This is a genomic window from Endothiovibrio diazotrophicus (genome assembly GCF_054657215.1).
Window position 1 is genome coordinate 22,983 of record NZ_BAAHXB010000033.1, and the last position, 26,180, is coordinate 49,162.

Below are 26,180 nucleotides of genomic sequence, written 5' to 3' on the forward strand. Positions count from 1 at the left end.
GGAGTTCCGTGCAAGGCGTCAAGGGCACCAATCTGCTCGGCTCCCTGCTCTCGCTGCTACTGTTGGCGATCGGCATGGCGGGCAGCTCCTCGGGCTTCATGGCGCTCGCTTTCCTCGGCCTCGGCCTAGTCGGGCTGGCCAACATGATGAAGGTGATCCAGGACTGGAGAAACCACTGGTCGCTCAGTGCCATCCACGGCAGCGCGCTGCTCATCTGGTACGGAATCGGCGCCTTCATCGGTCTCGGCTGGGGCACGCCGTGGGACCTCGGAATGATCGATCACCGTGACGATCGCGACCTCTTCTTCGCCGCGCTGTTCGTCGCCCTCAGCGCCCACGCGATCCTCGCCGTGGCGCCGCTGGAGCACCGCTGGTGGCACGACACCATCGCCCGGCTCAGCCGCCCGGCCCCCCCGGTCCCGCAATTCGTGCTCCTCTCCCTGGCGCTGCTCTGGCTGGTGCTGGTGGACTTCGTCCTCGAGGGGCGCATCGAATACCGCAGCTTCGGCGCCGACAACCAGCTACCGATCACCGAACACCTGCTCTATCAGTTCTCCATCGCCTTGAGCGGCTATTTCGGCTGGCTGGTGGGCAAGCGTCGCGAGGGGGCCAGGGAGCCGCTGATCCTGCTCGCCTTGCTCTTCCTGCCGCTGCTCACCCTGATCCTGATGGGACAGGGGCGGCGCGAGCTGGCAGCCCACTTCACCACCTTCTTCCTGATCTTCGCCTGGTCCCGCGACATGCGGCTCAACTGGCGACCGCTGGCGCTGTTCCTCGCGGTGACCACTCCGCTGTTCATCGTCACCTCCACGGTGTTTCAGGCCCAGCGCATGGACATCCAGCAGAGCTGGACGCAGTGGGAGGACACCGCCAACCTGCTCGACCGCATCGGCGCGGCCGCCGACCGGTTCGAGGGCGACTGGAACGAGGTGATCGAATCGCAGACCAGGGCGTTGCCGTCACGCATGTTCATCATCGACTACCTCAAGGAGTTGGGGGGGTACGAGAATCCCCGGTTCGGCCTCGGCAGGGCCTCCGCCGCCGAGCTGGTGATGGGCATCCCCTCCACCTTTCTCCCGGAAAAAAACGAAGCGGTCGTCGAACTGGGGGGTATCGGCGAGATGCGCAATCCCGATTTCGGCCTTGCCGACTACACCGACTACGCCGATTCGCTGCTCACCGTCGCCTATATGGACTTCGGCTGGTTCGGCATCCCCTACGCGGCACTGCTGACCTTGATCTCCGGCGGGCTGTTGGCGCTGCTGATGCGTATCGTCCGCAACGAGTTCTTCCAGGTGATCGTCCTCTCCCTGATCCTCGCCCACTACCTCACCGTGGAGAAGAGCTTCGTCGCCACGACCGTCAACGTGCTGCGCCTAGTAGTGGCAATCGCCCCGCTGACCGTGCTGCTCAGCTTCTCACACAACGGCTGGGGGCGGATCAGCCAGGAGGCACCGTCGAGGAGTCCGCCATGAGCCTCGCCAACGACCCGACCTATCTCCAGTACGGCTGCGGCTGGTGCGCCCCCGAAGGGTGGCTCAATTTCGATGCCTCGCCGACCCTGCGCTTCGAGCGCCTGCCGCTGATCTGGCGGCTCTACACCCGCAACGAGCAGCGCTTCCCCGCCAACGTCCGCTACGGCAACGTGGCCGACGGCCTGCCGCTGGCGAACGCCAGCTGCGCCGCCCTCTACTGCTCCCACGTGCTGGAACACCTCGCCCTCGACGAGCTGCGCGCCGCGCTGGCCGAGAGCCATCGCCTGCTCCGTCCCGACGGGCGTTTTCGGCTGGTGGTACCCGACCTGGAGGTGGAGGTCGAGCGCTACCGCAACGACCCCTCCGCCGCCGCCGCACTGTCGCTGATGGAGCGTACCGAACTGGGCTGGGAGAGCCGTCCGCGGAGCCTCGCCGGGTTGCTCCGGGAGTGGCTGGGCAACTCCCGCCATCGTTGGATGTGGGACTTCCGTTCGCTCGCCGCGGAGCTGGAAGGCGCCGGCTTCCGGGAGATCCGCCGCGCCCGCTTCGGCGACTCCGCGGAACCGCGCTACCGCGAGGTGGAAGACGAGGGGCGCTGGCGCGACGCCCTCGGTATCGAGTGCCGCAGGTGACGCTGCGCCCCCTCGCCCGCCTCATCGGCCGCCACCTCCCGCCGCTCCGCGGCAAGGAGCGCCTGCTGCGCCTGCTCGACGATCCCGACCGCTGCCCCGATCACCCGTTCGAGGTCGCCTTTCACGGGATGCGCTATCCCGGCAATCTCCAACGCTTCATCGACTGGTCGGTCTACTACTACGGCGCCTACGCGCGACACGAACTCACCCTGCTCGGGGATCTCATCGATCGCCTGGAAAAACGCCTCGGGCGCCGGATCGTCGCCTACGACATCGGTGCCAACGTCGGCCACCACACCCTCTTTCTCGCCGGACGTTGCCGTCAGGTGGTCGCGTTCGAACCGCTGCCCCAAAACGTCGCCCTGATCGAGGAGAAGATCGCGCGCAACGATCTGGAAAACGTCACCGTCGTCGAGACCGCCCTCGGTGACAGCGACCGCGAAGCGACCATCCACTACCCCGATTCGAGGCGCTTCGCCAACACCGGCACCGCCTCGCTGCTCGCCGATTACAACGCCAACAACACCTGCGAACGGCGGGTCAGGGTGCAGCGCTGCGACGCGCTGGTCGAGCGGGATTCACTCCCCCCGCCGGACCTGGTCAAGATCGACGTGGAGGGGTTCGAGCCAGCGGTCCTGGCGGGTATGGCGGGGACCCTCGCCGACCGCTCGCCGGCCATCCTGTTCGAGACCAGCGAGCGCACCCGATGCGATGCCGCCGCCCGTGGCACCCTGGCGCTGCTGCGCGGCTACTCGCTGTTCGCCCTCTCCGCCGCGGGCGGCAGGGGCGACTACCGCCTAACCCCGCTGGCCGATTCCTCGATCGGCGTCGCCGAGGCCGTCGTCGCCCTTCCCGGCTAAGCGAGACGGACCGCCGCCTCCACCGCGGCGGCCATCAGGCGATCGTTTTCCCGCTCCTCGCGGGTGCGGCGCATCCCCGCCGCGGCCACCGCGCGGCGCTCCGCGGGGTGGGCGAGCCAGTGGCGAATCCGCTCCGCACACTCCCGCTCATCGCCGAAAAAGGCCGCCTCCCGCCCCTCCTCGAACCACTCGCCCGCCTCCGCGGTCCGCTCGGCCAGCAGGAAACCGCCACAGGCGCTGATCTCGCTCCAGCGGCGGGCGCTAGCGTGGTGCATGGCGTGGGTGACGAAGCCGAGCAGGATGCGCGAGCGCCAGATCGCCTCGCGATAGTCGGCACCGTACACGCCGGGTTCGACCTCCAGCAATCGCAACTCCTCGGCGCCGAGATGGCGCTCCCAGCGGTCGCCGAAGACCTTCACCCGGATACCGTAGTCGCGCACCAGGCGCAGCAGGAAGGCGGGACGCTGCTCGTAGGGGGTACCGATGAAGGTCACGTCGTAACGGCACTCGCCGGCGTCCCAGCCGGCCGGCGGCGGCCGGTGGACGCCGGGTTCGAAGCCGAACGGCATGCGCAGGATGTGGCGGGCGCCGAGGGCGCGGTATTCGGCGTCGTGGCCGCGGCTGGGGACGACCACCGCGTGGTAGTGACGCACCGCGCGGCGCACCAGACGCCAGCCGGGGTCGCCGCGCACCGAGCTGGGGAGGTCGGAGCTGTAGTGGACCAGGCGGTGACCCTCAGCGGCGAGACGGGCGACGGTGTCGGGGTGGACCATCTGCCCCTTGTCGAGCCACACCAGATCGCCTCCCCCGCGGCGCACCGCCGCGCTCAGGTCACGGTTGAGGCGGGCCACCGTGGGACCGACGAGCAGGCGCTGGCGCAGGCGCCGGAGCAGAGCGCCGCCGGCCGCTTGGTAGGGGGCGAAATCGAACGGGGTCAGCGCGTGGCCGGCCCGCTCCAGGGCGTGCATCCGGTGCAGCGCGGTGCCCCCCAGGGCGGCGGCGTAGAGGATCTTCAAACGCAATCCCCGAGGGTGCTGGAGAGGTAGCGCCGTGCGCTGCCCTCCAGCACCAGGGCGGTGAGCACGCCGCTGTGGTAGGCGCCGGTATCGATGGCGATGCGGTTGGGATGCTCCTCGGGGGCGGGGACGATGTGGTGGCCATGGACCACCATTACGCCGTGGTCGGCGCGGGAGTGGATGAACTCGTCGCGGATCCACAGCAGCTCCTCGCGCCGCTGCCGCTCCAACGAGCGACCGGGGAGGATGCCAGCGTGGACGAAGAGGTAGTCGCCGATCCGGTGGTGGAGCACCAGCGATTGAAGCAGCGCGCGGTGGGTGGCGGGCATCGCCTCGCCCAGCGCACGGCTCAACGCCGCGAAACGCGCCGCCGGGGGAACATCGGGGGTGAGCGGGACGCCGTAGTCGGCCAGCGTCGCATCCCCCCCCAGTTGCAGCCAAGCGCGGCCGACGCCGGGATCGTCGAGGAAGGCGAGCAGCAGCTCCTCGTGGTTGCCGATCAGGTGGACCGTGGCGGTAATCCCCGCCGGGAGCGGCCCCAGCAACCGCTCCAGCACCGCGCGGCTGGCCGGCCCGCGGTCGACGTAGTCCCCCAGGTGGATCAGCACCACCTCACCGGCGGCGGGCGAGCGCGCCAGATCCTCCGCGATCCTGCGGTGCAGCACACCGAGCAGGTCGTCGCGGCCATGGACGTCGCCGATCGCATAGACGCGAACCCCCACGGGGAGGGAGGGCGGACGGCGGCGGGCGGGAAGCAGACGGCGGACGAGACGCGACCACATCAGGAGGAAAACCAGCTCTTTCATTGACGTTGCAAAGGGGGCTCGGCGATTATACTCCTTTCGCGCGCGGCGCCCCTCTCCCGGTGCGTCCCTTATGCCTACCAAGGATCCCCCAGTGTCCGACTCGCTCCCGACCACCTCCCCGTCTCCGGCCACCGCCCCTGCCGCCGGCCGCCTCAGCCGCTTCATCGCGCAGACCAGCGACGTGCGCGAAACGCTGGAGATCCTGTGGCGACGCAGGGCATTGATCCTCTCCCTGGTGATCATCGCCATGACCGTGGCGACCATCATGGTCAACCGCATGACGCCGCTCTACACCGCCACCGTCAAGGTGATGCTCGACACCCGCTCCCAGCGGGTGGTCAACATCCAGGACGTCATGGGCGGGCTGCGCATGAACCGCTCCACCTTCCTCGGCGAGGTGGAGGTGATCCGTTCGCGGAAGCTCGCCCAGCGGGTGATCGACAAGCTGGAGCTGAGCAAGAGCGATCAGTTCAACCCCGAGCTGGTCGTCGCCTTCTCGCTCAACCCCGTGCACTGGGTGCGCCAGGCCTACCGTGCCTTGTTCCCGCCCGAGGTGGCGCCGGCGAGCGACGAGGAGAAGGCCCAGCGCCTGCGCAACCGGATCGTCAACCGCTTCCTCGGCAGCCTGTCGGTGCGTCCGGTGAGTCTCTCCCCGGTGATCCAGATCAGCTACACCTCGACCAATCCCGCGCTCTCGGCGAGCATCGCCAACGCCTTGGCGGAGGCCTACGTCGAGAGCCAGCTGGAGGCCAAATTCGACGCCACCCGCCGGGCCACCATGTGGCTCAACCAGCGCTTGGAGGGGCTGCGCCAGAAGGTGCACGACTCCGAGAACGCCGCCGAGCAGTATCGTTCCCAGCACGGTCTGGCCACCGGCAAGGGGTCGACGCTGACCGACGAGAAGCTCTCCGATCTCAACGCCCGCTACATCATCGCCCAGTCCGAACGGGCCGAGGCGCAGGCCCGCTATCTCCAGGTGAAGCGGCTGCTCGACAAGCACGGGACGCTCGAGACTACCTCCGACGTCCTCCAATCCCCGGTGATCCAGCGCCTGGTGGAACAGGAGGCGCTGCTCAACCGCAAGATCGCCGAACTCTCCTCGCGCTACGGCGAGCGCCATCCGACGATGATCGACGCGCGCTCGGAACTGCACGACCTGCAGGGCAAGATCCGCACCGAAATCAGCAAGGTGGCAAGCGCCCTGAAGAGCGAGCTGGAGGTGGCCCAGAGTCGCGCCAATGCCCTGCGCCAGGCGCTCGACAAGACCGAGGTGCAGTCGGCCAGCGAGGGCTCGGCGACCGTCATCCTGCGCGAGCTGGAGCGCGAGGCGGAGGCCAACCGGCTGATCTACGAGACCTTCCTGTCGCGCTTCAAGGAGACCAGCCAGCAGCAGGACATCCAGCAGGCCGACGCCCGCATCATCTCCGAGGCGGTCCCGCCGGGCGGCCCCTCGGCACCGCGCAAGGGCCTGATCCTCACCGTGGTGCTGGTCTCCGCCATCGCGCTGGCCATCGCCACCGCGCTGTTCCTGGAGGTGATGGACGTCGGCCTGAAGAGCGCCGAACAGGTGGAGACGCTCACCGGCCTCCCGGTGCTCACCATGGTGCCGAAGATCCCGGGCAAGCACTCGATCGAACAGATGGGGCGCTACGTCCTCGACCAGCCGCTCTCCACCGCCTCCGAGGCGGTGCGCAATCTCTACACCAGCCTGCGCCTGGCCAACCCCGACGCCCCAATCCGCCGCATCTCGTTCACCTCGGCGGTGGCCAGCGAAGGCAAGAGCACACTCTGCCTGTGGCTGGCCTACACTGCCGCGGCCCAGGGGCGTAAGGTGATCCTGATCGACTGCGACCTGCGCCGCCCCAAGCTCCACCGCATGCTCGGAGTGGACAACCGTCTCGGCATCGCCGACGTCATCGCCGGCAGCTGCACCCTCGACGAATGCATCCAGGTGGACGAGGAGTCGGGGATCCACGCCATCACCGGCAAGGAGATCCACGGCAACGCCCTGGAGGTGCTCGGTTCGGACGCCTACCGCAAACTGATCGGCGAACTGGAGCGGCGCTACGACATGGTGCTGCTCGACGCCCCGCCGATCCTCGCGGTCTCCGACGCCCGGGTGCTCGCCCGCCTGGTGGACACCACCATCTACTTGGTGCGCTGGAATTCCACCGACAAGATGGCGGTGGCCACGGCGCTCAAGCAGTTCGAGGTGACCGGCGGCGAGATGCTCGGGGTGGTGATCTCCCAGGTCGACACCCGCAAGCATTCGCGCTACGGCTACGGCGACTACGGCCACTACTATGGACACTACTCCGGCTACTACCATCAGAACTGAAGCCGACCGCGAGGCCGCCGCCGGATCACCCCCGCCCAGCGCATCGCCGCGCCGCGGCGGGGAGCGCCGAGGTGGAGAGCGGGGCGACGACGCGGGACGGCCGACACCCCGCCGCCGGCTCCTCCACCCGCTGCCTCTGCTCGCCCTGCTGGTCGCCGCACCGCTCCTCTACCTGGGGATGAATCATTTCGCCGCGGCGCTGCTGGAGGCGCGCCACGCCGGCACCGTCGCCAGCGCCCAGCGCCACCAGCCGCTCTCCGCCGAGCGGCTTGATGCGGCGATCGCCGGATTGGAGCACGCCCTGGAGTGGCGGCCCACCCGCGAGACCCATTTCCACCTCGCGCAGCTCCAGCAGGCCCGGGCGGAACTCGCGGAGGCTGGCCCCGCCACCCGGCGCAGCGCGCTCGACGCCGCCATCGCCCACTACCGCGCGGGGCTGGCGCTCGCCCCCCTCTCATCCATCGGGTGGAGCCGGCTCGCCTGGCTGCTCGCCGGCGAGGGGCATACCGATCAGGCGCTGGCGGCCCTGCGCCTCTCCACCCTGGTTGGTCCCTACGCCCCGCTGCAACGGTGGTGGCGGCTGGAGCTGTGGCTGCGGCTGTTCCGCCGGCTGGAGCCGGGCGACCTGCCGATGGCGCGACGCCAACTGGCGCAGGCCTTCGATATCGACCCGTGGCGGCTGGCCCGGCTGGCCAGCCGCCACGGCCTGCTCTTTCGCGTACGTAGCGAACTGGCGCGAGCCGGGGTCGCCCGCGAACGGCTCGACGTCCTTTTCCCCGTTCCGCTGGTCCACCCGCGGAAGCGGAGCTGACGATTGACCGCGGCACCGCTACGCCGCCGCCTGTTCGGCGCCCTTTCCCTGCAGAGCGTCGCCATTGTCGTCATCGTGCTCCAGGAGCTGGCCCTGGTCCCGATCTGCCTGTGGGGATGGGGCACCGCGGTCTACCGCGACTGGCTGGTGGTGCTGGCGGCGGCGGAGTTCCTGTCGCTGCTCGACCTGGGCCTGATGACCTACTTCTCCAATCTGCTGATGGCCCGCGCGGCGGGCGGGGACGAGGCCGGCTACCGGCGGCTCAAGGGGTTCATCCTCTCCGCTTACCTCTCCCTGATGGCCGGCGGCTTCACGCTGCTCGCCCTGCTCGCCCTGCTGGTGTCGCCCGCGGCCTTCGGCGAGGCGCTCGGCGCCGCCCCCGACAGTCTGGCGCTGTTTCTGCCGCTGGGGCTGTGGGTGGTGATCCGGCTGCCGACGGGCCTCTTCACCGGGGTCTACCGCGCCCGCGGCGAGCCGGCGCGGGGTATCCTCTTCGATCTGCTCTTCACCCTCGGCCGGATCGTCGCCATCAGCGCGGCGATCCTCCTCGGCGGCGGCCCGCCGGCGGCGGCCGCGAGCCTCTGCGGGCTGGCCGTGCTGACCGGCGCTGCCGCCGCCCGGGATCAGCGCCGACGCTACGGCGAGCGCTGGCCCGCGCCGCGCATCCCCGAGCCGGCCGAGCTGCGCGAGGCGCTCACCACCGGCCTGCTCTACAACCTCAACGGCCTGGCCCTGCTCGCCAACGTGCAGGGAATGGTGCTGGTGATCGCCCAATTCGCCGGCGACACCCTCTCGGTGGTGCTCTTCACCACCGCCCGCACCGTCACCGGAGTGGCCCGCCAGGTCGCCATCCAGCTCGCCATGGTGGTGGGGGTGGAGCAGTCGCGGGAACGGGGCGCCGAGCGCCACCACAACCTGCTCCGCCTGCACCGCTTCGCCCTGCGCCTCGGCGGCACCGTCACCGGCGCCCTCGGCGGGCTGATCCTGGTGGTCGGCAGCGACCTGCTCACCCTGTGGACCCGGGGCAAGGTGCCCTACGAGGGCGCACTGTTCCTCGCCCTGCTCGCCGCCGCCATGGCCGGCGCCCCGACCCGCGCCGCCGCCCAGCTCTATTTTTACACCAACCGCCCGCGGGCGCTCGCCGCCACCCACGCGGCCGCGGCCGCCATCGCCCTGCCGATGGCCCTGCTGCTGGTACCTCAGTGGGGGGCGATCGGCGCCGCCGTCGCGCTGCTCGCCGCCGAGCTGAGCGCGGTGAGCGGCTGGCTGGGACGGGTGCTCGCCCGCGACCTGGGGGAGCGCTGGTGGCGCCAGTGGTCGGCGGGCGCGCTGCCCTCGGCGGCCGCCTTCGCCCTCAGCGGCGCCATCGCCTGGCCCCTCCATCAGGCCTTCGGCGGGCCGCAGTGGTGGCGGCTGATCGCGGTGGGAGGGGCCTGGGCGATCCTCCTCGCCCCACCGGCCCTGGCGCTGCTCCTTCCCGGCGAGCAGACGCGGGAGTGAACGCGGAGAGCACGCCGCCACCCCATGTTAGACTCCGGCGGAAGACCACCTCCCGCACCTCCGGAGTTCCCACCTTTGCACGCACCCCGTTTCCACCCGCGCCGCCTGGCGGGCGTCCTGACGCTCCTCTCGCTCCTCCTCCTCAACGAATGGGTCCTCGGACCGCTGTTCGCCGACGACGGCTCCATCGACGGAGCCAAGCTGGTCGCGGTGCGCGGCTTCGACCTGCTCGCCCTGGTCCTCGGCCTCTATCTGCTGTTCGGCCGGCAGTCGGTCGGGAAACTCTATCGCGAGGCGGTGGTGGTGTTGGCCAACACCCTGCTGCTTTTCGTGGTGTTCAATCTCCTCGCCTGGAGCACCATCCGCGACAAGGGATCGGAGGTGTTCATCGGCGGCGCGGAAATGGCCTATACCCATCCCGAATTGATGCGCAAGATCTACCGGATGGACGACATCGAGTCGATCAAGGCGCGCCTCCCCACCCCCGGCGCCGGCGGGCACCCCTCGTTGCAGATGATGATGCGCCCGGCCGCCGGCGAGCACTACAACAGCGGCCCGGAGGGCGCCCGGCGCACCTGCCGCGATGGCCACTTCGTCGACGCCCCGCTCGACGGCGCGATCTGGATGTTCGGCGGCTCCACCACCCTCGGCAGCGGGGTCAGCGACTGCGAGACCATCGCCTCCCAGCTCAACCAGCTCGACCGCAACAACGTCTACCTCAACTTCGGGGTGGAATCACGCGGCGAGAACCCGGAAATCGAGCACCTGCTGCTGCTGCTGCGCAAGGGCTACCGCCCGAAGGCGGTCTACTTCCTCGACGGCCTCAACGACATCGACATCAACGCCCTCCAGGAGCCGCTGTTCTCCCCGCTCGAAGCGCCGGCGATCCCCCAGCAGCCCTACTACTTCGCCATCCAGAACGACAACGGGGTTTTCTTCGGCAACCTGCTGGCACGCCTGCCGCTGCTCCAATGGGCCAAGACCGCAACCCCGCCCACCGACATCGACCAGCTGCCCACCTGCGCCGATGACGGTGGCGTCTACCGCCCCGACGGCGAGTACCACACCGCACCGCTGGCCCACTACGCCCGCATGACCTCGCTGTGGCGCGGATTGCGCCACTTCAGCGCCGGCGAACTGAGCGACGCCCTGCGCGACAGCTGCGCGGCGCGCATGCGCACCCTCTACGGCGCCAACGGCCGCTTCCTCGCCACCCTGGCGAAGAGTTTCGATTTCGAGGCGCGGGTCTACTTCCAGCCGCTGGCGGTGCTGGCCCCCGACAACCCCTTCATCCGCCACCCGCAACGCTTCCACGACAGCGCGCAGTACGCGCTGCTCGCCCATCTGGTGAAGGGCGTGCGCGAGGAGATCGCCGCCGGCCACCTGCCGGGCTTCGTCGACCTCAGCGCCCTGGGTCACGACTGCGCCGACTGCTGGGTGGACCCCAACCACTACAGCCCGCGCTTCAACCACCGCCTCGCCGAAGCCATGCTCGCCGCCCGGCCCCAGGAGCCGTCGGACTAGCGATGCGCATCCTGCTCCACGACTACACCGGCCACCCGTTCCAGGCCGACCTCTCCCGCCGTCTGGCCGAGCGCGGCCACCAGGTGCTCCACGCCAGCTGCGCCTCCTTTCCCGCCCCCAAGGGGCGGCTGGAGCGCTGCCCGGGCGACCCCGAGGGCCTCGCCTTCACCGCCCTGGAGCTGGAGGGAGACCTCGACAAGTACCGTTTTCTCGACCGCTGGCGGCTGGAGCGGGGCTACGGCCGGCGGCTGCGCGAGCTGATCCGCCGCTGGCGCCCGGAAGTGGCGCTGATCGGCAACACCCCCCTCGACCCCCTCGCCGCCGCCTTCGCCGAATGCCGGCGGCTGGGCATCCCCAAGGCGTTCTGGGTGCAGGACCTCTACAGCATCGCCATCAGCCGCTACCTCGGCCCCCGCTGGGGCGGGCTGGGGCGGCTCGTCGGCTGGCGCTATCGCCGCCTGGAGGGGCGGCTGGCGCGCCGCGCCGAGGCGGTGATCCCCATCTCCGAGGGGTTCCTCCCGACGCTCGCGGGCTGGGGGGTGGCGCGTGACCGGATCCACGTGCAGCCCAACTGGGCGGCACTGGAGGAGCACCCGCTGCACAGCGGCGACAACGCCTGGGCCGCGGAGCAGGGAGTGGCCGGCCGCCGCGTGCTGCTCTACGCCGGCACCCTCGGCCTCAAGCACGATCCGGGGCTGCTGGCGACCCTCGCCGCGGGGTTCGCCGAGCGCGACGAGGTGGCGGTGGTGGTGGTGAGCGAGGGCGAGGGCGCCGACTGGCTGCGCCGCCGCGCCACCGAGCGACGGCTCGCCAACCTCAAGGTGCTCCCCTTCCAGCCGGTGGCGCGGGTAGCGGAGATGATGGCGGCGGCCGAGCTGCTGCTCTCCTCCCTGGAGCCGGGCGCCGGGCGCTTCAGCGTCCCCTCCAAGATCCTCGCCCAGCTGTGCGCCGGACGGCCGCTGCTCGCCGCCATTCCGGCGGAGAACGACGCCGCCCGGATGATCCTGGAGGCGGGCGCCGGGAGGGTGGTGCCCCCCGGGGACCACCCGGCGTGGCTGGCGGCGGCCCGTGAGCTGCTCGACGACCCACCGCTACGCCGCCGCCTGGGGGAGAACGCTCGGCACTTCGCCGAGCGGCGTTTCGACAGCCACGCCATCGCCGAGCGGTTCGAGACGCTGCTGGCGGGTTGTCTCGCCATGCGCGGAGGCGCGAGATGATCGACGCCGGCTTCGACGCCATCACCCGGCACAGAAAAGGGCCGGCACGGGTCATCACCGCCGGTATCGAGGAGTACACCGCGCTTTGAGCCTCGGAGAGAACAGCGCGTGCTCACCGAACGGGAATGCGTCCCGCCCTCTCCCGCCCCCCCCGACCGGCCACGATCCCCATCTGGACCTGCTCCGCGGCCTCGCCGCGCTGCTGGTGCTGTTCGGCCATCTGCGCGTCTTTCTGTTCGTCGACTATCAGCAGGCGGAGGAGGGGATGGGTCCGCTCGGCTCGGCGTTCTATTTCCTCACCGGGTTCGGCCAGCAGGCAGTGATGATCTTCTTCGTGCTCAGCGGCTTCTTCATCCACGGCGCGATCCGGCGCGCCGAGGAGCGCGGGCGCTGGTCGTGGTCGGGCTACGCCGTCGATCGCCTGGCGCGGCTGTGGGTGGTACTGATCCCCGCCCTCGCGCTGACCCTGTTCTGGGACACCGTGGGCCAGCTCTATTCGGATAGCGGTTTCTACCAGGGCGAACCATCCGCGCGCCGCCACTTCGGCCCCGACGGGGAGGGGGTGAGCCTCGACCCCATCACCCTGCTCGGCAACCTCGCCTTCCTCAATACCATCGTGGTGGAGAACTACGGCAGCAGCAGCCAGCTGTGGAGCCTGGCCAACGAATTCTGGTACTACGTCCTCTTCCCGTTGTGGCTGTTCGCGGCGCGCCGGCGCAACCTTGCGCTGCTCGCCGTGGCGCTGCTGCTGAGCGCGGCGCTCCCTTTCCACATCCTCTTTCTCTTCCCGGTGTGGCTGACCGGGGCGGCCCTGTACGAGATCCACCACCGCGGCTGGGGACGGGATATCGGCGCCTCCCGCCGCTTTTTCATCGCCGCTCTCCTACTGTTGGCCGCGGTCCTCATCCTTTCGCGTTTCCATCTCCTGCCCTTCCTCGTCAAGGAGTACGCGATCGGCTTCGCCACGGCGACCCTGCTGTTCGCCCTCCTCCACGCCAAGCCATCCGCCGGTCCCCGCTACCGCCGCGTCGCCGGCTGGCTTTCACGCATCTCCTATTCCCTCTACCTCAGCCACTTGGCGATGATTGCCGCGCTGCTCTCCATCACCCTCGGAGAGCAGCGTCTCGCCCCCAGCCCCGCCGGCTTCGCGCTGTTCATCGGTCTGGCTCTGCTCGCCCTGTTCCAAGCCACCGCGCTCTACCACCTCTTCGAGCAGCACACCGGCCGGGTTCGCCGCTATCTCCACGGCCTGTTTCCAGAGGGCGCCCTCCGCTAGGAGCCTGTCGGACTATGGATGAATAGGCCGCGAGAGCGGGATGACGGCCCCACTTTTCCGAAAATTCTCGTCAAATAGCTCGCTATTCTCCTCAAATTTTCGAAAAATTGGCGCCGCCCTCCCACTCCCGCGGCTCGATCCCCCATAGTCCGACAGGCTCCTAGGCGACCCTCTCCGCCACGGGCGATCCCGCACCATTCCTGTATCATCACGGCCTTCTCCCCCTGGATGCGCCCTGGATCGACATGTGCGGCTTCGTCGGCCTCTTCGGCTCCCCCTTCGCAGAACGGCGGGCGACCCTCGACCGGATGCTCCCCGGGGTGGCCCATCGCGGCCCCGACGGCGGCGGCGTCTTCGAGGAGGGGCCGCTCGCCCTCGCTCATCGGCGGCTCGCGCTGCTCGACGTGAGCGACGCGGCGGCGCAGCCGATGGTGCACCCGCAGAGCGGCCACGTCCTGGCCTTCAACGGGACGCTCTACAACTACCTGGAGCTGCGCGACGAGCTGGCGGAGCCCTCCCGCTCCAGCGGCGACACCGAGGTGCTGCTGCGGCTGCTCGCCGAGCGGGACGACTCGGTGCTGGCGCGGCTCAACGGCACCTGGGCCTTCGCCCTGTGGGCGCCGGCGACCCGCACCCTCACCCTGAGCCGCGACCGCTTCGGGGTGAAGCCACTCTACTGGCGGATGTGGAACGGCCGGCTCGCCTTCGCCTCGGAGATCGCCGCGCTGCTCGCCCTCGACCCGGGCGGGCGCCGCGCCGCGCCGGAGCGGCTGGCGAGTTTCCTGGTGGACCGGCGGATCGACCACTCCACCGGCACGCTCTTCGCCGATATCCAGCAGGTGGCGCCAGGCACCTCGCTACGCTTCCACGCCGACCGCCCCACCCAACCCCGGGTCGACCGCCACTGGTCGCCGCCGGGGATGGCCGAGGCGCGCCACGACGGCGACCCGCAGGCGCTGCTGGCGCTGCTCGACGACGCGGTACGACTGCGCCTGCGCGCCGACGTACCGATCGGTTTCCTGCTCTCCGGCGGGCTCGACTCCTCCGCGGTGGTCGCCTCGGCGGCCGGCCAGCGCCCGCTCCACGCCTACACCCTGCGCTATGACGACCCCGACGACGAATCCCGCTTCGCCGCGGCGGTGGCGGAGCACTGCCCCGGCGTGACGTTGAGCTACGTGGAGCCGGCGGAGGAGACGCTGGAGGAGGCGCTGCGCCGGCTGGTGCGCGTCCAGGGCGAACCCTTCGCCGACGGCTCCATGCTCGCCCACTACCGGCTGATGGAACGGATCGCCGCCGACGGCCACAAGGTGGTGCTCGGCGGCCAGGGCGGGGACGAGGCGCTGGCCGGCTACGTGCCCACCTTCGCCAAGGCGCGGGCGGCGGACCTGCTGCTGGCCGGCCGCCTGACCGCCGCCGCCCGCGCGCTGGGCGGCACGCCGCGGGCGCTGCTCGGCGCCGCCGTCCACACCCTGCCGCGAGCCCCGCGCAACCACCTCCATCGCCGCTGGGCGGCCCACCGCTACGGCGACTGGCTGGGATCGGCGTGGGTGGCACGCTGCGCACCGCGCTACGGCGCGGAGCCGGGCGGGCGCCTGGAGGGCTACCTCAACGCGGCGCGCAGCAGCTGGGCGCTGCCCGGCTTCCTCCACTACGAGGACCGCAACGCCATGGTCCACGGGCTGGAGGCGCGGGCACCGCTGCTCGACTACCGGCTGGTGGAGTGGGGGCTGGGCTGCCCGCCGGAACGGCTGATCGCCGACGGCGTGGGCAAGATGGTGCTGCGCGAGGCGCTGAGCGAGCGGCTGCCTCCGACGGTGAGCCGGCGCCCGCTGAAACAGAGCCTCCCCGCCCCCGCCGGGCGCTGGATGCGGGAGAACCCCGAACTGATCCACCAGGCGTTGCGCATCGCCGCGACGCGGTTCGGGATGGAGCGCAGCGACGTCGCGGCCCGCGCTTACGACACGGCGCGGCGCGGCGGTGGCCCGCTCCCCCCGGGGAAGAGCGACCTGCTGTGGCGGCTGCTCACCGCCGCCCTGTGGGCCGACGAATTCGACGTCTCGTGCTAAAGGAGGCGGGCCCGCTCACTCCATGCGCCGCCTCCGCTCCCTCCTCATCCACACCTCGCTGGTGCTCCTCTCGCTGCTGGTCGCGCTGCTGCTGGTGGAGTTGACCCTGTGGGCAATCGACTACCGCGAGGCGCGCCCCCACCCCGTGTACAACGTGGATCGCCGCGACCCCACCCGGCTGCTGCCCCACAGCACGGACCGCTACCACTCCGGCGAGTTCGATTTCACCCTCCGCGCCAACCGCTTCGGCCGTCGCGATCGTGAGTGGTCGGCCGAAGCCATGGCCGACCCGGAGAATATCCTCGCCATCGGCGACTCCTTCATCATGGGCTACGGGGTGGAGCAGGGGGCCTCGATTCCGGGGCGAATGGAAGCCTTGGCAGCCAAGCGGGGCGAGCCGCTGGAGGTATTCAATTTCGGTATCGCGGGCGAGACCGCACTCCCCGAGTACCGCCACCTGTTCGAGCAGGCGGTGGCCCTGGGCATCGCCTCCCGACGGGTGGTGGTCGCCCTGTTTCTCGGCAACGATTTCAATCCCCGGCGCCCCCGCCAACCACCCGCCGGCGCGCCCGGCGAACGCGCTGAGACCACCTCCGGAAGGTGGATGCGCCGGCTGCGAAACACCCGCAGCTACCGCCTCGTGCGCCACCTGATCGCCACCTCCCCGCCGCTGGTGGACCTCACGCTACGCCTCGGCGAGGCGCTCGATCTGCCCACCTTCGACGGCCGCTCGGCGCCAGTCTTCCTACGCCGCTACAGCGCGCAGCAACAGGCCTTCATCGAGCGGCAGCTGCGCCTCATGGAGCGGCTGGATGCGCTGGCACGCCACCGCGGGCGGCAGCTGACCTTCGTGGTGATCCCCAACAAGATCCAGGTGGAGAACGCCCGCGCGCTCGACAACGCCCACTACCAACCCGACCGCCCCAACCGGCTCATCCGCGCGCACTGCGCACGCCACCGGCTGCGCTGCCTGGATCTCACGCCGGCCCTGAGGGAAATCTGGCGGCGCGACGGCAAACCGCTCTACTACCCCGTCGATCGCCACTTCACCCCGCGCGGCAACGACCTGGCCGCCCGGCACATTCTCGACGCGCTGAGCGCGCGCGCCGTTGGCCTCCCGGGGGGTGATCCCCCATAATTCACCGGCCCGCCCCCAGCAGAGCCGCGCCGCCCGATGACCCCCCTCTCCGTGCTGATCCCGACCAAGAACGAGGAGCGCAATCTCCCCGACTGCCTAGCCAGCGTGGCGTGGGCCGGGGAGCGCGTGGTCTTCGACTCGCTGAGCGACGACCGCACGGTGGAGATCGCCGAGGCCCACGGCGCGCGGGTGGTCCGGCGCCCCTTCGACAACTTCTCCCGGCACAAGAACTGGGCCCTGGAGCAGATCGACTTCGCCCACCCGTGGGTGCTGCTGCTGGACGCCGACGAGCGGGTCACCCCGGCGCTGGCCGAGGAGATCCAGCGCCTCTTCGCTGCCGGCGAGCCGCCCTGCGACGGCTACTACATCGCCCGTGAGATCCTCTGGCGTGGCCGCGTGCTGCGCCACGGCGGCCGCTACCCCGACTACAACCTGCGCCTGCTGCAGGTGGGGCGGGGGCGCTACGAGGAGCGGCTGGTCCACGAGCACATGATCCTCGACGGCGAGGCCGGCTACCTGCAACAGCCGCTCAGCCACGACGACGACAAGGGGATCGAGCGCTACATCGAGCGCCACAACCACTACTCCACGCTGGAGGCGGTGGAGATCCTGCGCGAGCGGGAGGGGGCGGGCGAGGGGCTCACGCCCGACCTGCGCCGCCGCGGCCCCCAGCGCCGCCGCGCGCTCAAGTCGTGGGCCTACCGCCACCTCCCGGCGCGCCCGCTGTTCGTCTTCCTCTACCTCTATCTCCTCCGGCTGGGCTTTCTCGACGGCCGCGCCGGCCTCGACTCGGCGCTGCTGCGGGCGATCTACGAATACCAGATCGACCTCAAGCTGATCGAGCTGGGCGATCCCGACTCCCCCCTCGCCCGGCGGCGGCGCACCCTCGAACGCTAGCCCGTGTTATAACGGCCGCCATGGACCGACCGATCCGCATCGCCTACCTGCTCAGCCACCCGATCCAGTACCAGTCGGCGATGCTGCGCGGCATCGCCGCCGAGCCCGACCTCGAGATCACCGTCTTCTACGGCCTCGATACCACCGGCGCCGGGAGCTTCGACGCCGGCTTCGGCCGCCACGTCACCTGGGACGTGCCGCTGCTGGAGGGGTACGCCCACGAATTCCTGCCGATGCTGATCCCCGGCACCGCTCCCACCGCCCTGCGTCCGCTCAACCGCGGCCTGCGCCGGCGGCTGCGCGAGGGCCAGTTCGACCTGCTCTGGCTCCACGGCTGGGGACGCCTCGCCGACCTGCTGGCGCTGCGCGATGCCCGCGCGCTGGGCCTGCCGGTGCTGATGCGCACCGAGAACAACTTCATGGGCTCGCCGCCCAAGGCGGGTTGCGTGCAGGGGCTGAAGGAGCGGCTGAAGCGCTGGGTCCTCGATCGCTGCGACGCCTTCGGCTACATGGGGTCGGCGGGCCACACCTACTTCCGCGCCTACGGGGTGGCGGAGTGGAAGCTCTTCGACATGCCCTACCTGGTGGACAACGCGCTGTGGCAGCAGCGCGCCGAGGCGGCGGCGGCGAGCCGCGCCGAGCTGCGCGCGTGCCACGGCATGGAGGCGGGGCGGCCGGTGATCCTCTTTGTCGGCAAGTTCCAGCCGCGCAAACGGGTGCTCGACCTGATCGAGGCCTACGCCCGCCTCGCTCCCGACACCGACGGCGCCCCGGCACCCTATCTCATGATCGTCGGCTCCGGCGAGCAGGAGGCGCAGGTGAAGGCGCGGGTCGCCGAACCGGGCCGGAAACGGATCATCCTCGCCGGCTTTCGCAACCAGGGGGAGCTGCCGCGCTACTTCGAACTGGCCGATCTCTTCGTCATCCCCTCCAACAACGAGCAGTGGGGGGTGGTGGTCAACGAGGCGATGAACTGCCGCTGCGCGGTGATCGCCAGCGACGAGTGCGGCTCCGCCCCGGAGCTGGTGATCGACGGCGAGACCGGCTACACCTTCCCCGCCGGCGACGTGGCGGCGCTCACCGAGCGGCTGGCGCGGGCATTGGCCGACCCCGCGGCGTTGCGGGCGATGCAGGAGCGGGCGCGGGAGCGGGTTAGCGGCTACGGCGTGGAGCGCGTCCTGCACGGGCTGCGCGGGGCGATCGGCTATCTGGAACGCGAGGGCAGGCTCACCCGCCGCGTGCCGCAGGGTGGATAGCCGGTCCGGCTGTCGACTTCGCTACCCCATGCTCCGATAGCGCTGCACCCAGCCAGGCAAGTCGTTGGGATAGCAGTTCGCGCAGAGCGGGATCTCGTCGAAACGCCCCTCCAGATGGAGCTGCCTCAACCGGGCGAGCGCCTCACCCTGCCAGATCTCGCTCAGCGATTGCCGGTTGATATCGCCGAGAACCAGCTTTCCTTCGTAGTCGGCGCAACACGGGAGCACCCGGCCGCTGGAATTGACCACCAGCTGATCCCACAGCGAGGGGCAAGGCAACCGCCGTCGCTTGACCGGAGCGATGGTCTTGCCCCCCACTTCGACGGCCCCCGCCCAATCATGGGAACGGGAGATGTTGACCCCGTCGACCTTGTCCCGCCAGAAACGGAAGTACTCGCCGACCTCGCCGTGATTGCGCTCGAACTCGACGAACATCACCGTCACCTTCGGCTTCTGCACCCCGCGGCGGCGCTTCTCCTCCATCAAGGCGACGACGTTGCCGACCACGGTGGAGTACTTGAGACCGGGCCGAATCGCTTCATAGACCTCCGGGTGAACGCTGTCGATACTCACGAAAAGCTCGTCGACCCCCAGTTCGATCAACATCCCGGCGTTGCGGGTGTTGAGCAGCGAACCGTTGCAGAACAGCGAAACGTGAAACCCCCTCGCCAGCGTCTGCTCCAATTTCTCCCGGTAGCGTTTGTCGAGAAACGGCTCGCCGAAGAACTGCGGCTGAATCCACTTCACACCCAGCTGTCCGGCATCCTCCAGCCCCTTGACGAAGAGATCGCGCTCCATGGTGAGCTTCGCCCGCTCCATCTCCTTGTGCGGGCACATCACGCACTCGGCGTTGCAGTGGTTGGTGTTCTCGATATGCACCTGGCGCGGGGGCAACCCACGCCGCTGCACCTCGCGCGCGACTCGCCGCGCGAAGCGTCGAAACAGCCACGCGGAGAGCGGGTTGGCGACCAACAGCGGCCACTGCAGCAGCGTGGCCGAAAACCGGCGCGCGTAATGTCTGATCAGACGATTCATTGGTCAACGACCTCACGCAGTATCGCGACCAGACTCCCGCCGGCCACCTCGACACGATAGCGCCGCTCGAAGGCCCTTTCACCATTGGCGGCGAGGCGCTTTCGCTCCGGCTCGTCCAGGGCGATCCACTGGCGTAGCGACCGTATCGTCCCCTCGACGTTGTCGGGGGCGACCAGCCCGCAACAATCGTCCCGCACCTCTCGCCAGATGTTGACCTTATCGCTGATCAGCACCGGCGTGCCACAGGCAAGCGCCTCGGCAACCACGATACCGAAATTGTCCTGATGGCTCGGTAGCAGCAGCGCCTCGGCCCCGCGCAGTGCCGCCCACTTGGCCCCGCCACGCAACATTCCGCTCCAGTGAACCCGCGCCCCGATCCCCAACGACTCCGCCAACCGTTCGAGCTCCCGCCGCCATCCCACCGAATCGGGGCCGGCCATGACCAGCTGCAAAGCGGGCCGCTGCGCGGCAATCGCGGCAAAGGCGCGCAGCGCCAGATCGCACCCCTTCTTGGGGTGGATGCGCGAAAGAAATAGCAGGTATGGGAAATCGGCGAGCGCCGGCACCGCGGAATGAAACGCCGCCTGCCCCTGATCGGAAGGCGGCGGCGGCGGGGCGGTCCCGTAGGAGACGACCCGCTCTCGCGCGCGATAAAGCAAAGGAAACGAATGGCGCGCCAGGCGGCGCTCCTCTTCGCAGGTGAAACAGACCGCCCGGGCATCGCGCAACACACGATACTCCGCCCAGGGCCAGAAGAGCCATTTCTTGAGATGTTTGAGCGGGTAACGCCGCTTGAACCACGGATCGAGCATACCGTGGGGATAGACGACGTAAGGAATGCCGGCGCGCAACGCCGCCGCCCGCCCGGCGTAGGCGTGGTACATCCAAAGCCCATGGATCACCATGCAGTCGTGATCACGGGCGAGCTCCGTCAACCGGCCGATCGCCCACGGATTCCAGTTCCAGGCACTCCATCCCTCGCCGAGCCCCACCAGACGCGCCCCGCAGGGGTCATCGGGACCGATGTCCCGCGGATCGAGCGAGGCGATGGTAGTGGTATGCCCCAGGGCCGCCAAAACCGGCGTCTGACGACGCATTCCCTCCATCGGGCCACCAACGGTGGGGTCTACGTTCCCGGTGACGCGCAGGATTCTCAACCCTCGCCGCTCCTCGTGGTTTGAAGAGAAAGCACCAAACGCACCGAATGCAGCGGAAAAACGGCGATCCCGCCGCATACCTGCGGGGATTTCGGTGGCTCTTCCCCCGGGTCCCACACCGCTTGCGGGTTAGAACAGGCTCTTCTTACCCGCAACGATCTGGTCATGGATCCAGCGGTAGGTCTGCTCCAGCCCGTCGGCCACCACGATCAGATCATCGCTGTTCGCAATCGATGTCATACTTCTCCGCTCTTCCCGTACAGAGCCGGCGCGGGCGGAAAAACGCGTATACTGCCACATCGCCCGCATTGACGGAATTGGATGGACCCCGCCACCCCCATGTCTGCGCCGTCCTGGTTCTCCCGGCTGCTCGCCTGCCCGCTCCACCACGCGCCGTTGCAGGACGTCGACGGCACGCTCATCTGCACCGAAGGCTGCCGCTACCCGGTGGTCCACTCGGTGCCGGTGCTGCTCGACCCCGGTCTGCGGGATTTTCCCCACCCGGTCTTCGCCACCACCCTCGACGCAGTGGCCGACGGCTCCGCATGGCGGGATTTCGGTGACGCCACAGCGACACCCGCGGGGACGATCGACCCCTGGGTACAGCAGATGGTGGGGGCGACCAACAGCAACCTCTACGCCCACTTGGTCCACCGGCTTACCCGCTACCCGCTGCCCCGCTCTCCGTTCCCGCCCCCCGCAGCGGAGCAGGAGGTGCTGCTCGACCTCGGCTGCGGCTGGGGACGCTGGTCGCTGGCGGCGGCGCTCGCCGGCCACCGCGTGGTGGGCATCGACCCCTCGCTGCGTTCGGTGCTGGCGGCGACCCGGGTGGCGCGTCAGCTCGGGCTGGAGAACGTCCGGTTCGTCGTCGGCGACGCCCGCCGGCTGCCCTTTCGAAGCGACACCTTCGACCGCGCCTTCTCCTTCAGCGTGCTGCAGCACTTTCCCAAGGAGGCGGTGGTAGAGACCCTGGGCCAGCTGCGGCGGGTGATCCGTGCCGGGGGCGAGAGCCGCCTCCACCTGCTCAACGCCTTCGGCGTCCGCTCGCTCCAGGTCCAGGCCGCCCGCGGATTTCGCGGGGCGCGCGATTTCGAGGTGCGCTACTGGCGCCCTGCGGAGATGCTGGCCTGCTTCGGCAGGACGCTCGGGACGAGCCGGCTGGAGGTGGACGGCTTCCTGGTCCAGGCGCGCGAGGAGGACCGCGACCTGCTCACCGCCACGGGGCAGCGGCTGCTCGACCTCTCCGCGACGCTGAACCGGCTGAGCCGCGTGGTGCCCGGGCTGTGGCGGCTGGCGGACAACCTGTTCGTGGTCTCGCGGATCGGTGAGCCCTAGGAGCCTGTCGGACTATGGATGAATCGGCCGCGAAAGCGGGATGACGGCCCTGCCCTTTTCCGAAAATTTTCGTCAAATAGCTCGCTATTCTCCTCATATTTTCGAAAAATTGGGGCCGCCCTCCCACTCCCGCAGCTCGATCCCCCATAGTCCGACAGGCTCCTAGGAGCCGTTCTCGACGCGGCGCAACACGAAGGTGATCTCAGCGGCAAGCATCGAGGGCCACAGCGTCTTGAGCGAAGAGAGGCGCCCGACGCCGCGCACGGCACTCACCCGCAGGCCACAGCTCGCCGCCAACCGGTGGATCAACGGCACCGAGAAGTAGTGCAGGTGGTTGCCGTCCCAATGGCGCTCGCCGAACCAGTGGTCGATGGAGACACTGGTCACCGGGACGCGGCCCGACAGCAGCCGCACGCGGTTCTTCAGACTGGTGACGAGCGGCAGGTTGACGTAGGCACTGCCGCGGGGAGCGAGCACGCGCGCGGTCTCCTCGAAACAGAAGAAGGGGTCGAAGAGATGCTCGAACAGCATCATCGAGATCAGGTGGTCGACCGAGCCGCTCGCGAAGGGCCAACGGTGGTTGAGGTTGTGGGAGAGGTAATCGACCGGCCCGAGGGTGACCGGCTCGGGGAAACCGATGTCGATACCGGTGGCGCGGGTCAGCCGATAACGCTCGGCGAGGAGAAAGAGCGTGCCGCCGTCACCGCAGCCGAGTTCCACCACGCGAGCATCGTTCGCCGCCGTACGTAGCGCCTGATCGACGAGATGGTAGCGCCCCCCCTTCTCGAAAACCGCGGCGCGGCCTTGGGCGATCTTCCGCATCTCCGCCACGTCCTCGGCAACGGGCTGGGCGGAACGGCGGTAGAAGAGACACTCGACATCGATCTCCGTCGCATCGCCATGGCCGCGTCGAGGATCCATCGTGGCTCAGAAAAGGCTCTTCCTGCCGACGACGATCTGATCGTGGATCCAGCGGTAGGTCGCCTCCAGCCCCTCCGCCAACGGGGTGGCGGGGGCCCAGTCGATGCGCGCCTTGATCAGGGTGTTGTCGCTGTTGCGGCCACGCACGCCGAGCGGCGCATCGAGCCTGTAGCGGCGCTCGAGCTTGATCCCGGCGAATCCCTCGGCAAGGTCCACCAGCTGGTTGATGGTGACCATCTCGTCGCTGCCGACGTTGAGCGGCTCGCGCACCTCGCTGGAGAAGAGCTTGAGGGAGCCGTCGAGACAGTCGTCGATCCACATGAAGGAGCGGGTCTGCTGACCGTCGCCCCAGATCTCGATCTCGTGCTTACCCGAGAGTTTGGCCTGGATCACCTTGCGGCAGATCGCTGCCGGCGCCTTCTCGCGACCACCGTCCCAGGAGCCCTCGGGGCCGTAGACGTTGTGGTAGCGCGCCACGCGGGTGTCGAGGCCGTAATCCTCGAAGAAGTGGCGGCACATCCGTTCGCTGAACAGCTTCTCCCAGCCGTAGCCGTCCTCCGGCATCGCCGGGTAGGCATCGCTCTCCTTGAGGCCGGGGTTGTCGACGTCGGTCTGCTTGTCGTGGGCGTAGACGCAGGCCGAGGAGCTGTAGAAGAAGCGCTTCACCCCGGCGCTGCGGGCGGCCATCAGCAGGTGGGTGTTGATCAGCACCGAGAGCATGCAGTCGGCCTTGTGGCTCTCGATGAAACCCATGCCGCCCATGTCACAGGCGAGGTTGATGACGAACGCGGCATCCCGGCAGGCGGCGTCGGCGGCGGGCCGCTCGCGCAGGTCGGCAACCTGATTGTCGACGTCGTCGAAGACCTGGAACCACTGGGCCAGCGGCTTGATGTCCACCGCGCGCAGGCGGGTGAAACCCTGGCGGCGCAAGCGGGCCAGCAGATGGCCGCCGATGAAACCGCCGCCGCCGGCCACCACGATGAGGTCATCAGGGTTCGCAATCGACTGCATCTGCTCTTCCTTACGTTTCGCCGCCGGAGCGGGCCCCGGCGGTCAGATTGGGAAAAACGCGTATACTGCCACATCCTCCAACACGACGGAATTCGAGGGGCCCGCCCGCCCCGCTGGACAGCGATGTACATCCTCGGACTCAATGCCTACCACGGCGACGCCGCCGCCTGCCTGCTGCGCGACGGCGAGGTGGTGGCAGCGATCGAGGAGGAGCGGCTGACCCGGATCAAACACCAAGCCGGTTTCCCCGCGCAGGCGATCGCCGCCTGCCTGGAGATGGGAGGCATCGGCATCGAGGCGGTGGAACACATCGCAATCAACCGCGACCCGCGCGGCGCCCTGTGGCGCAAGCTGCTCTACACCCTGACCCGCCGCCCCTCTCCGCGGCTGGTGCTGGAGCGGCTACGCAACGCGCGCTCCTGGGCGGGGGCGGAACAAGCGCTGGCCGCCGCCTTCCCCGCGGCGCGCCGGCTCGGCCGCTTCCATCACGTGGATCACCACCTGGCGCACCTCGCCTCCGCCTTCGACCCCTCCCCCTTCGAACGCGCCCTGGTAGTGTCGGTGGACGGCTTCGGCGACTTCGCCAGTTGCGCCTGGGGCATCGCCTCGGGACGCGAGCTGAACCTGCTGGGAAAGATCTACTTCCCCCACTCCCTGGGGATCTTCTATCAGGCGCTGACCCAATACCTTGGCTTCCACCATTTCGGCGACGAGTACAAGGTGATGGGGCTGGCCGCCTACGCTGAGCCGACCCTCGCCACGACGCTGGAGCGGTTGGTGGAGATCCGGCGCGACGGCACCTTCCGCCTCGATCTGCGCTACTTCCGCCACCACCGGGAGAACGTCGCCTACCGCTGGGACGAGGGCCCGCCCCGGGTAGGCCGCCTCTACTCCCCGGCGCTGGAGCGGCTGCTCGGCCCGGCCCGCGCCCCGGACGCGCCGATCGAGGATCGCCACAAGGCGCTGGCGGCCTCCGCCCAGGCGATCTACGAGCGGGCGCTGTTCGCCCTGATCACCCGTCTCAGCGAACGCTTCGGGGAGCGCGACCTGGCGCTTGCCGGCGGCTGCGCGCAGAACTCCTCGGCCAACGGCAAGATCACCGCCGAAACCCCGATCCGGCGCCTCTACGTCCCCTCGGCGGCGGCCGACGCCGGCGGCGCCACGGGGGCGGCGCTGAGCGTCTGGCGCAACCTCGGCGGTGGGCGGCAAACGACGCCGCTGGACCACGCCTATCTCGGACCGGCGGCGGACACCGGCGCGATCGAGGTAGCGGTCGCCGCCCGCATGGAGCGCATCGCCGCGGAAAAATGCACCCTCTCGCGCGGCGATCGTGCGCCCGTCGCCGCGGTGGCGGAACTGCTCGCCGAGGGCAAGGTGGTGGGGTGGTATCAAGGGCGGATGGAGTGGGGTCCGCGGGCCCTGGGAGCGCGCTCGATCCTCGCCGACCCACGCCGTGACGGCATGCGCGGGCTGCTCAATGCCAAGATCAAGCTGCGCGAGCCGTTCCGCCCGTTCGCCCCGTCGGTGCTCGCCGAGGCGATCCCGGAGTGGTTCGATCTATCCTGCCCGGAAGACGCCGAAACGCCCTTCATGGCGCGGGTCTATCCGCTCCGCACAGAGCGGCGGGCACAGGTCCCTGCAATCACCCACGTCGACGGCACCGGCCGAGTGCAGAGCGTCGGCCGCGACGCCCACCCCGACTTCCGTGCGCTGATCGAAGCGTTCCACGCCGCCACCGGAGTGCCGATGGTGCTCAACACCTCGTTCAACGAGAACGAACCCATCGTCAACACCCCGGCCGAGGCGCTCGACTGTTTCCTGCGCACCCGGATGGACGCGCTGGCCCTCGGCCCGTTCCTCATCCAACGTTGAACCGCCCGGCAACCTGATGGCGCTCGCGGGCCCTTAG

Annotated in this window: 21 protein-coding genes; 15 read left to right on the forward strand and 6 right to left on the reverse strand. The window is 69.6% G+C overall.

Annotation, left to right across the window (positions count from 1 at the left end; all coding sequences use genetic code 11):
* The first annotated feature begins 8 nt into the window (after positions 1 to 8).
* From ACYQ2W_RS10535 to ACYQ2W_RS10545, 3 genes are read left to right on the forward strand one after another with little or no spacing between them, the layout of a single operon-like run.
* Positions 9 to 1,475 (forward strand): hypothetical protein, encoded by a 1,467-nt coding sequence (locus ACYQ2W_RS10535; protein ID WP_459866150.1) that lies wholly within the window; start codon positions 9 to 11, stop codon positions 1,473 to 1,475.
* Positions 1,472 to 2,107: a class I SAM-dependent methyltransferase gene (locus tag ACYQ2W_RS10540; protein WP_459866153.1), complete on the forward strand. Its 636-nt coding sequence runs from the start codon at positions 1,472 to 1,474 to the stop codon at positions 2,105 to 2,107. Before ACYQ2W_RS10535 ends, ACYQ2W_RS10540 begins: the two co-directional genes overlap by 4 nt.
* Positions 2,104 to 2,967 (forward strand): FkbM family methyltransferase, encoded by an 864-nt coding sequence (locus ACYQ2W_RS10545; RefSeq protein ID WP_459866156.1) that lies wholly within the window; start codon positions 2,104 to 2,106, stop codon positions 2,965 to 2,967. Before ACYQ2W_RS10540 ends, ACYQ2W_RS10545 begins: the two co-directional genes overlap by 4 nt.
* On the opposite strand, the gene ACYQ2W_RS10550 is transcribed toward ACYQ2W_RS10545, so the two are convergent.
* Both ACYQ2W_RS10550 and ACYQ2W_RS10555 read right to left on the reverse strand, forming a co-directional pair.
* Complete coding sequence (locus tag ACYQ2W_RS10550; protein WP_459866159.1) at positions 2,964 to 3,983, reverse strand: CgeB family protein; 1,020 nt, start codon at positions 3,981 to 3,983, stop codon at positions 2,964 to 2,966. The genes ACYQ2W_RS10545 and ACYQ2W_RS10550 overlap by 4 nt on opposite strands.
* On the reverse strand, positions 3,980 to 4,765 hold the full coding sequence (locus tag ACYQ2W_RS10555) for a metallophosphoesterase (RefSeq protein WP_459866162.1): 786 nt from the start codon (positions 4,763 to 4,765) through the stop codon (positions 3,980 to 3,982). Before ACYQ2W_RS10555 ends, ACYQ2W_RS10550 begins: the two co-directional genes overlap by 4 nt.
* 115 nt (positions 4,766 to 4,880) lie before the next feature.
* Here ACYQ2W_RS10555 and ACYQ2W_RS10560 point away from each other — a divergent pair, with 115 nt between their 5' ends.
* The 10 genes from ACYQ2W_RS10560 to ACYQ2W_RS10605 all read left to right on the forward strand — a co-directional run bounded on the left by ACYQ2W_RS10560 (position 4,881) and on the right by ACYQ2W_RS10605 (position 18,812).
* Positions 4,881 to 7,127 (forward strand): GumC family protein, encoded by a 2,247-nt coding sequence (locus ACYQ2W_RS10560; protein ID WP_459866165.1) that lies wholly within the window; start codon positions 4,881 to 4,883, stop codon positions 7,125 to 7,127.
* Positions 7,093 to 7,938, forward strand: a complete 846-nt coding sequence (locus ACYQ2W_RS10565; protein WP_459866168.1) for a tetratricopeptide repeat protein — start codon at positions 7,093 to 7,095, stop codon at positions 7,936 to 7,938. Before ACYQ2W_RS10560 ends, ACYQ2W_RS10565 begins: the two co-directional genes overlap by 35 nt.
* Positions 7,939 to 7,941: 3 nt before the next feature.
* Positions 7,942 to 9,438, forward strand: a complete 1,497-nt coding sequence (locus ACYQ2W_RS10570; RefSeq protein WP_459866171.1) for an MATE family efflux transporter — start codon at positions 7,942 to 7,944, stop codon at positions 9,436 to 9,438.
* Between the two features lie 75 nt (positions 9,439 to 9,513).
* Complete coding sequence (locus ACYQ2W_RS10575) at positions 9,514 to 10,962, forward strand: hypothetical protein (protein WP_459866174.1); 1,449 nt, start codon at positions 9,514 to 9,516, stop codon at positions 10,960 to 10,962.
* Positions 10,963 to 10,964: 2 nt separating this feature from the next.
* Positions 10,965 to 12,179 (forward strand): glycosyltransferase family 4 protein, encoded by a 1,215-nt coding sequence (locus ACYQ2W_RS10580; RefSeq protein ID WP_459866177.1) that lies wholly within the window; start codon positions 10,965 to 10,967, stop codon positions 12,177 to 12,179.
* Positions 12,180 to 12,264: 85 nt separating this feature from the next.
* Complete coding sequence (locus tag ACYQ2W_RS10585) at positions 12,265 to 13,455, forward strand: acyltransferase family protein (RefSeq protein WP_459866180.1); 1,191 nt, start codon at positions 12,265 to 12,267, stop codon at positions 13,453 to 13,455.
* Between the two features lie 245 nt (positions 13,456 to 13,700).
* Positions 13,701 to 15,521 carry an asparagine synthase (glutamine-hydrolyzing) gene (asnB, locus tag ACYQ2W_RS10590; protein WP_459866183.1) on the forward strand — a complete coding sequence of 607 codons (1,821 nt, stop codon included), beginning with the start codon at positions 13,701 to 13,703 and terminating at the stop codon, positions 15,519 to 15,521.
* A 22-nt stretch (positions 15,522 to 15,543) separates the two neighbouring features.
* A complete protein-coding gene (locus ACYQ2W_RS10595; protein ID WP_459866186.1) occupies positions 15,544 to 16,659 on the forward strand; it encodes an alginate O-acetyltransferase AlgX-related protein in 1,116 nt (371 codons plus the stop codon).
* A 36-nt stretch (positions 16,660 to 16,695) separates the two neighbouring features.
* Entirely contained in the window at positions 16,696 to 17,556 is an 861-nt protein-coding gene (locus ACYQ2W_RS10600; protein WP_459866189.1) for a glycosyltransferase family 2 protein, read from the forward strand.
* A 20-nt stretch (positions 17,557 to 17,576) separates the two neighbouring features.
* Positions 17,577 to 18,812, forward strand: coding sequence for a glycosyltransferase (locus ACYQ2W_RS10605; protein WP_459866192.1), 1,236 nt, complete (start codon positions 17,577 to 17,579; stop codon positions 18,810 to 18,812).
* A 21-nt stretch (positions 18,813 to 18,833) separates the two neighbouring features.
* On the opposite strand, the gene ACYQ2W_RS10610 is transcribed toward ACYQ2W_RS10605, so the two are convergent.
* Together ACYQ2W_RS10610 and ACYQ2W_RS10615 are read right to left on the reverse strand one after the other, a co-directional pair.
* Positions 18,834 to 19,847 carry a radical SAM/SPASM domain-containing protein gene (locus ACYQ2W_RS10610; protein ID WP_459866195.1) on the reverse strand — a complete coding sequence of 338 codons (1,014 nt, stop codon included), beginning with the start codon at positions 19,845 to 19,847 and terminating at the stop codon, positions 18,834 to 18,836.
* Entirely contained in the window at positions 19,844 to 21,004 is a 1,161-nt protein-coding gene (locus ACYQ2W_RS10615; protein WP_459866198.1) for a glycosyltransferase, read from the reverse strand. The genes ACYQ2W_RS10610 and ACYQ2W_RS10615 overlap by 4 nt, the downstream gene beginning before the upstream one ends.
* 339 nt (positions 21,005 to 21,343) lie before the next feature.
* Between ACYQ2W_RS10615 and ACYQ2W_RS10620 the strand changes: the two genes are divergently transcribed.
* Positions 21,344 to 22,339: a methyltransferase domain-containing protein gene (locus ACYQ2W_RS10620; RefSeq protein ID WP_459866201.1), complete on the forward strand. Its 996-nt coding sequence runs from the start codon at positions 21,344 to 21,346 to the stop codon at positions 22,337 to 22,339.
* A 162-nt stretch (positions 22,340 to 22,501) separates the two neighbouring features.
* On the opposite strand, the gene ACYQ2W_RS10625 is transcribed toward ACYQ2W_RS10620, so the two are convergent.
* The gene (locus ACYQ2W_RS10625; RefSeq protein WP_459866204.1) at positions 22,502 to 23,260 is read right to left on the reverse strand and encodes a class I SAM-dependent methyltransferase; all 759 of its coding nucleotides are present in this window, start codon (positions 23,258 to 23,260) and stop codon (positions 22,502 to 22,504) included.
* A 6-nt stretch (positions 23,261 to 23,266) separates the two neighbouring features.
* A complete protein-coding gene (locus ACYQ2W_RS10630) occupies positions 23,267 to 24,271 on the reverse strand; it encodes an NAD-dependent epimerase/dehydratase family protein (protein ID WP_459866207.1) in 1,005 nt (334 codons plus the stop codon).
* Between the two features lie 123 nt (positions 24,272 to 24,394).
* On the opposite strand from ACYQ2W_RS10630, the gene ACYQ2W_RS10635 reads away from it, so the two are divergent.
* Positions 24,395 to 26,143, forward strand: a complete 1,749-nt coding sequence (locus tag ACYQ2W_RS10635; protein ID WP_459866210.1) for a carbamoyltransferase family protein — start codon at positions 24,395 to 24,397, stop codon at positions 26,141 to 26,143.
* The last annotated feature ends 37 nt before the right edge of the window (positions 26,144 to 26,180 follow it).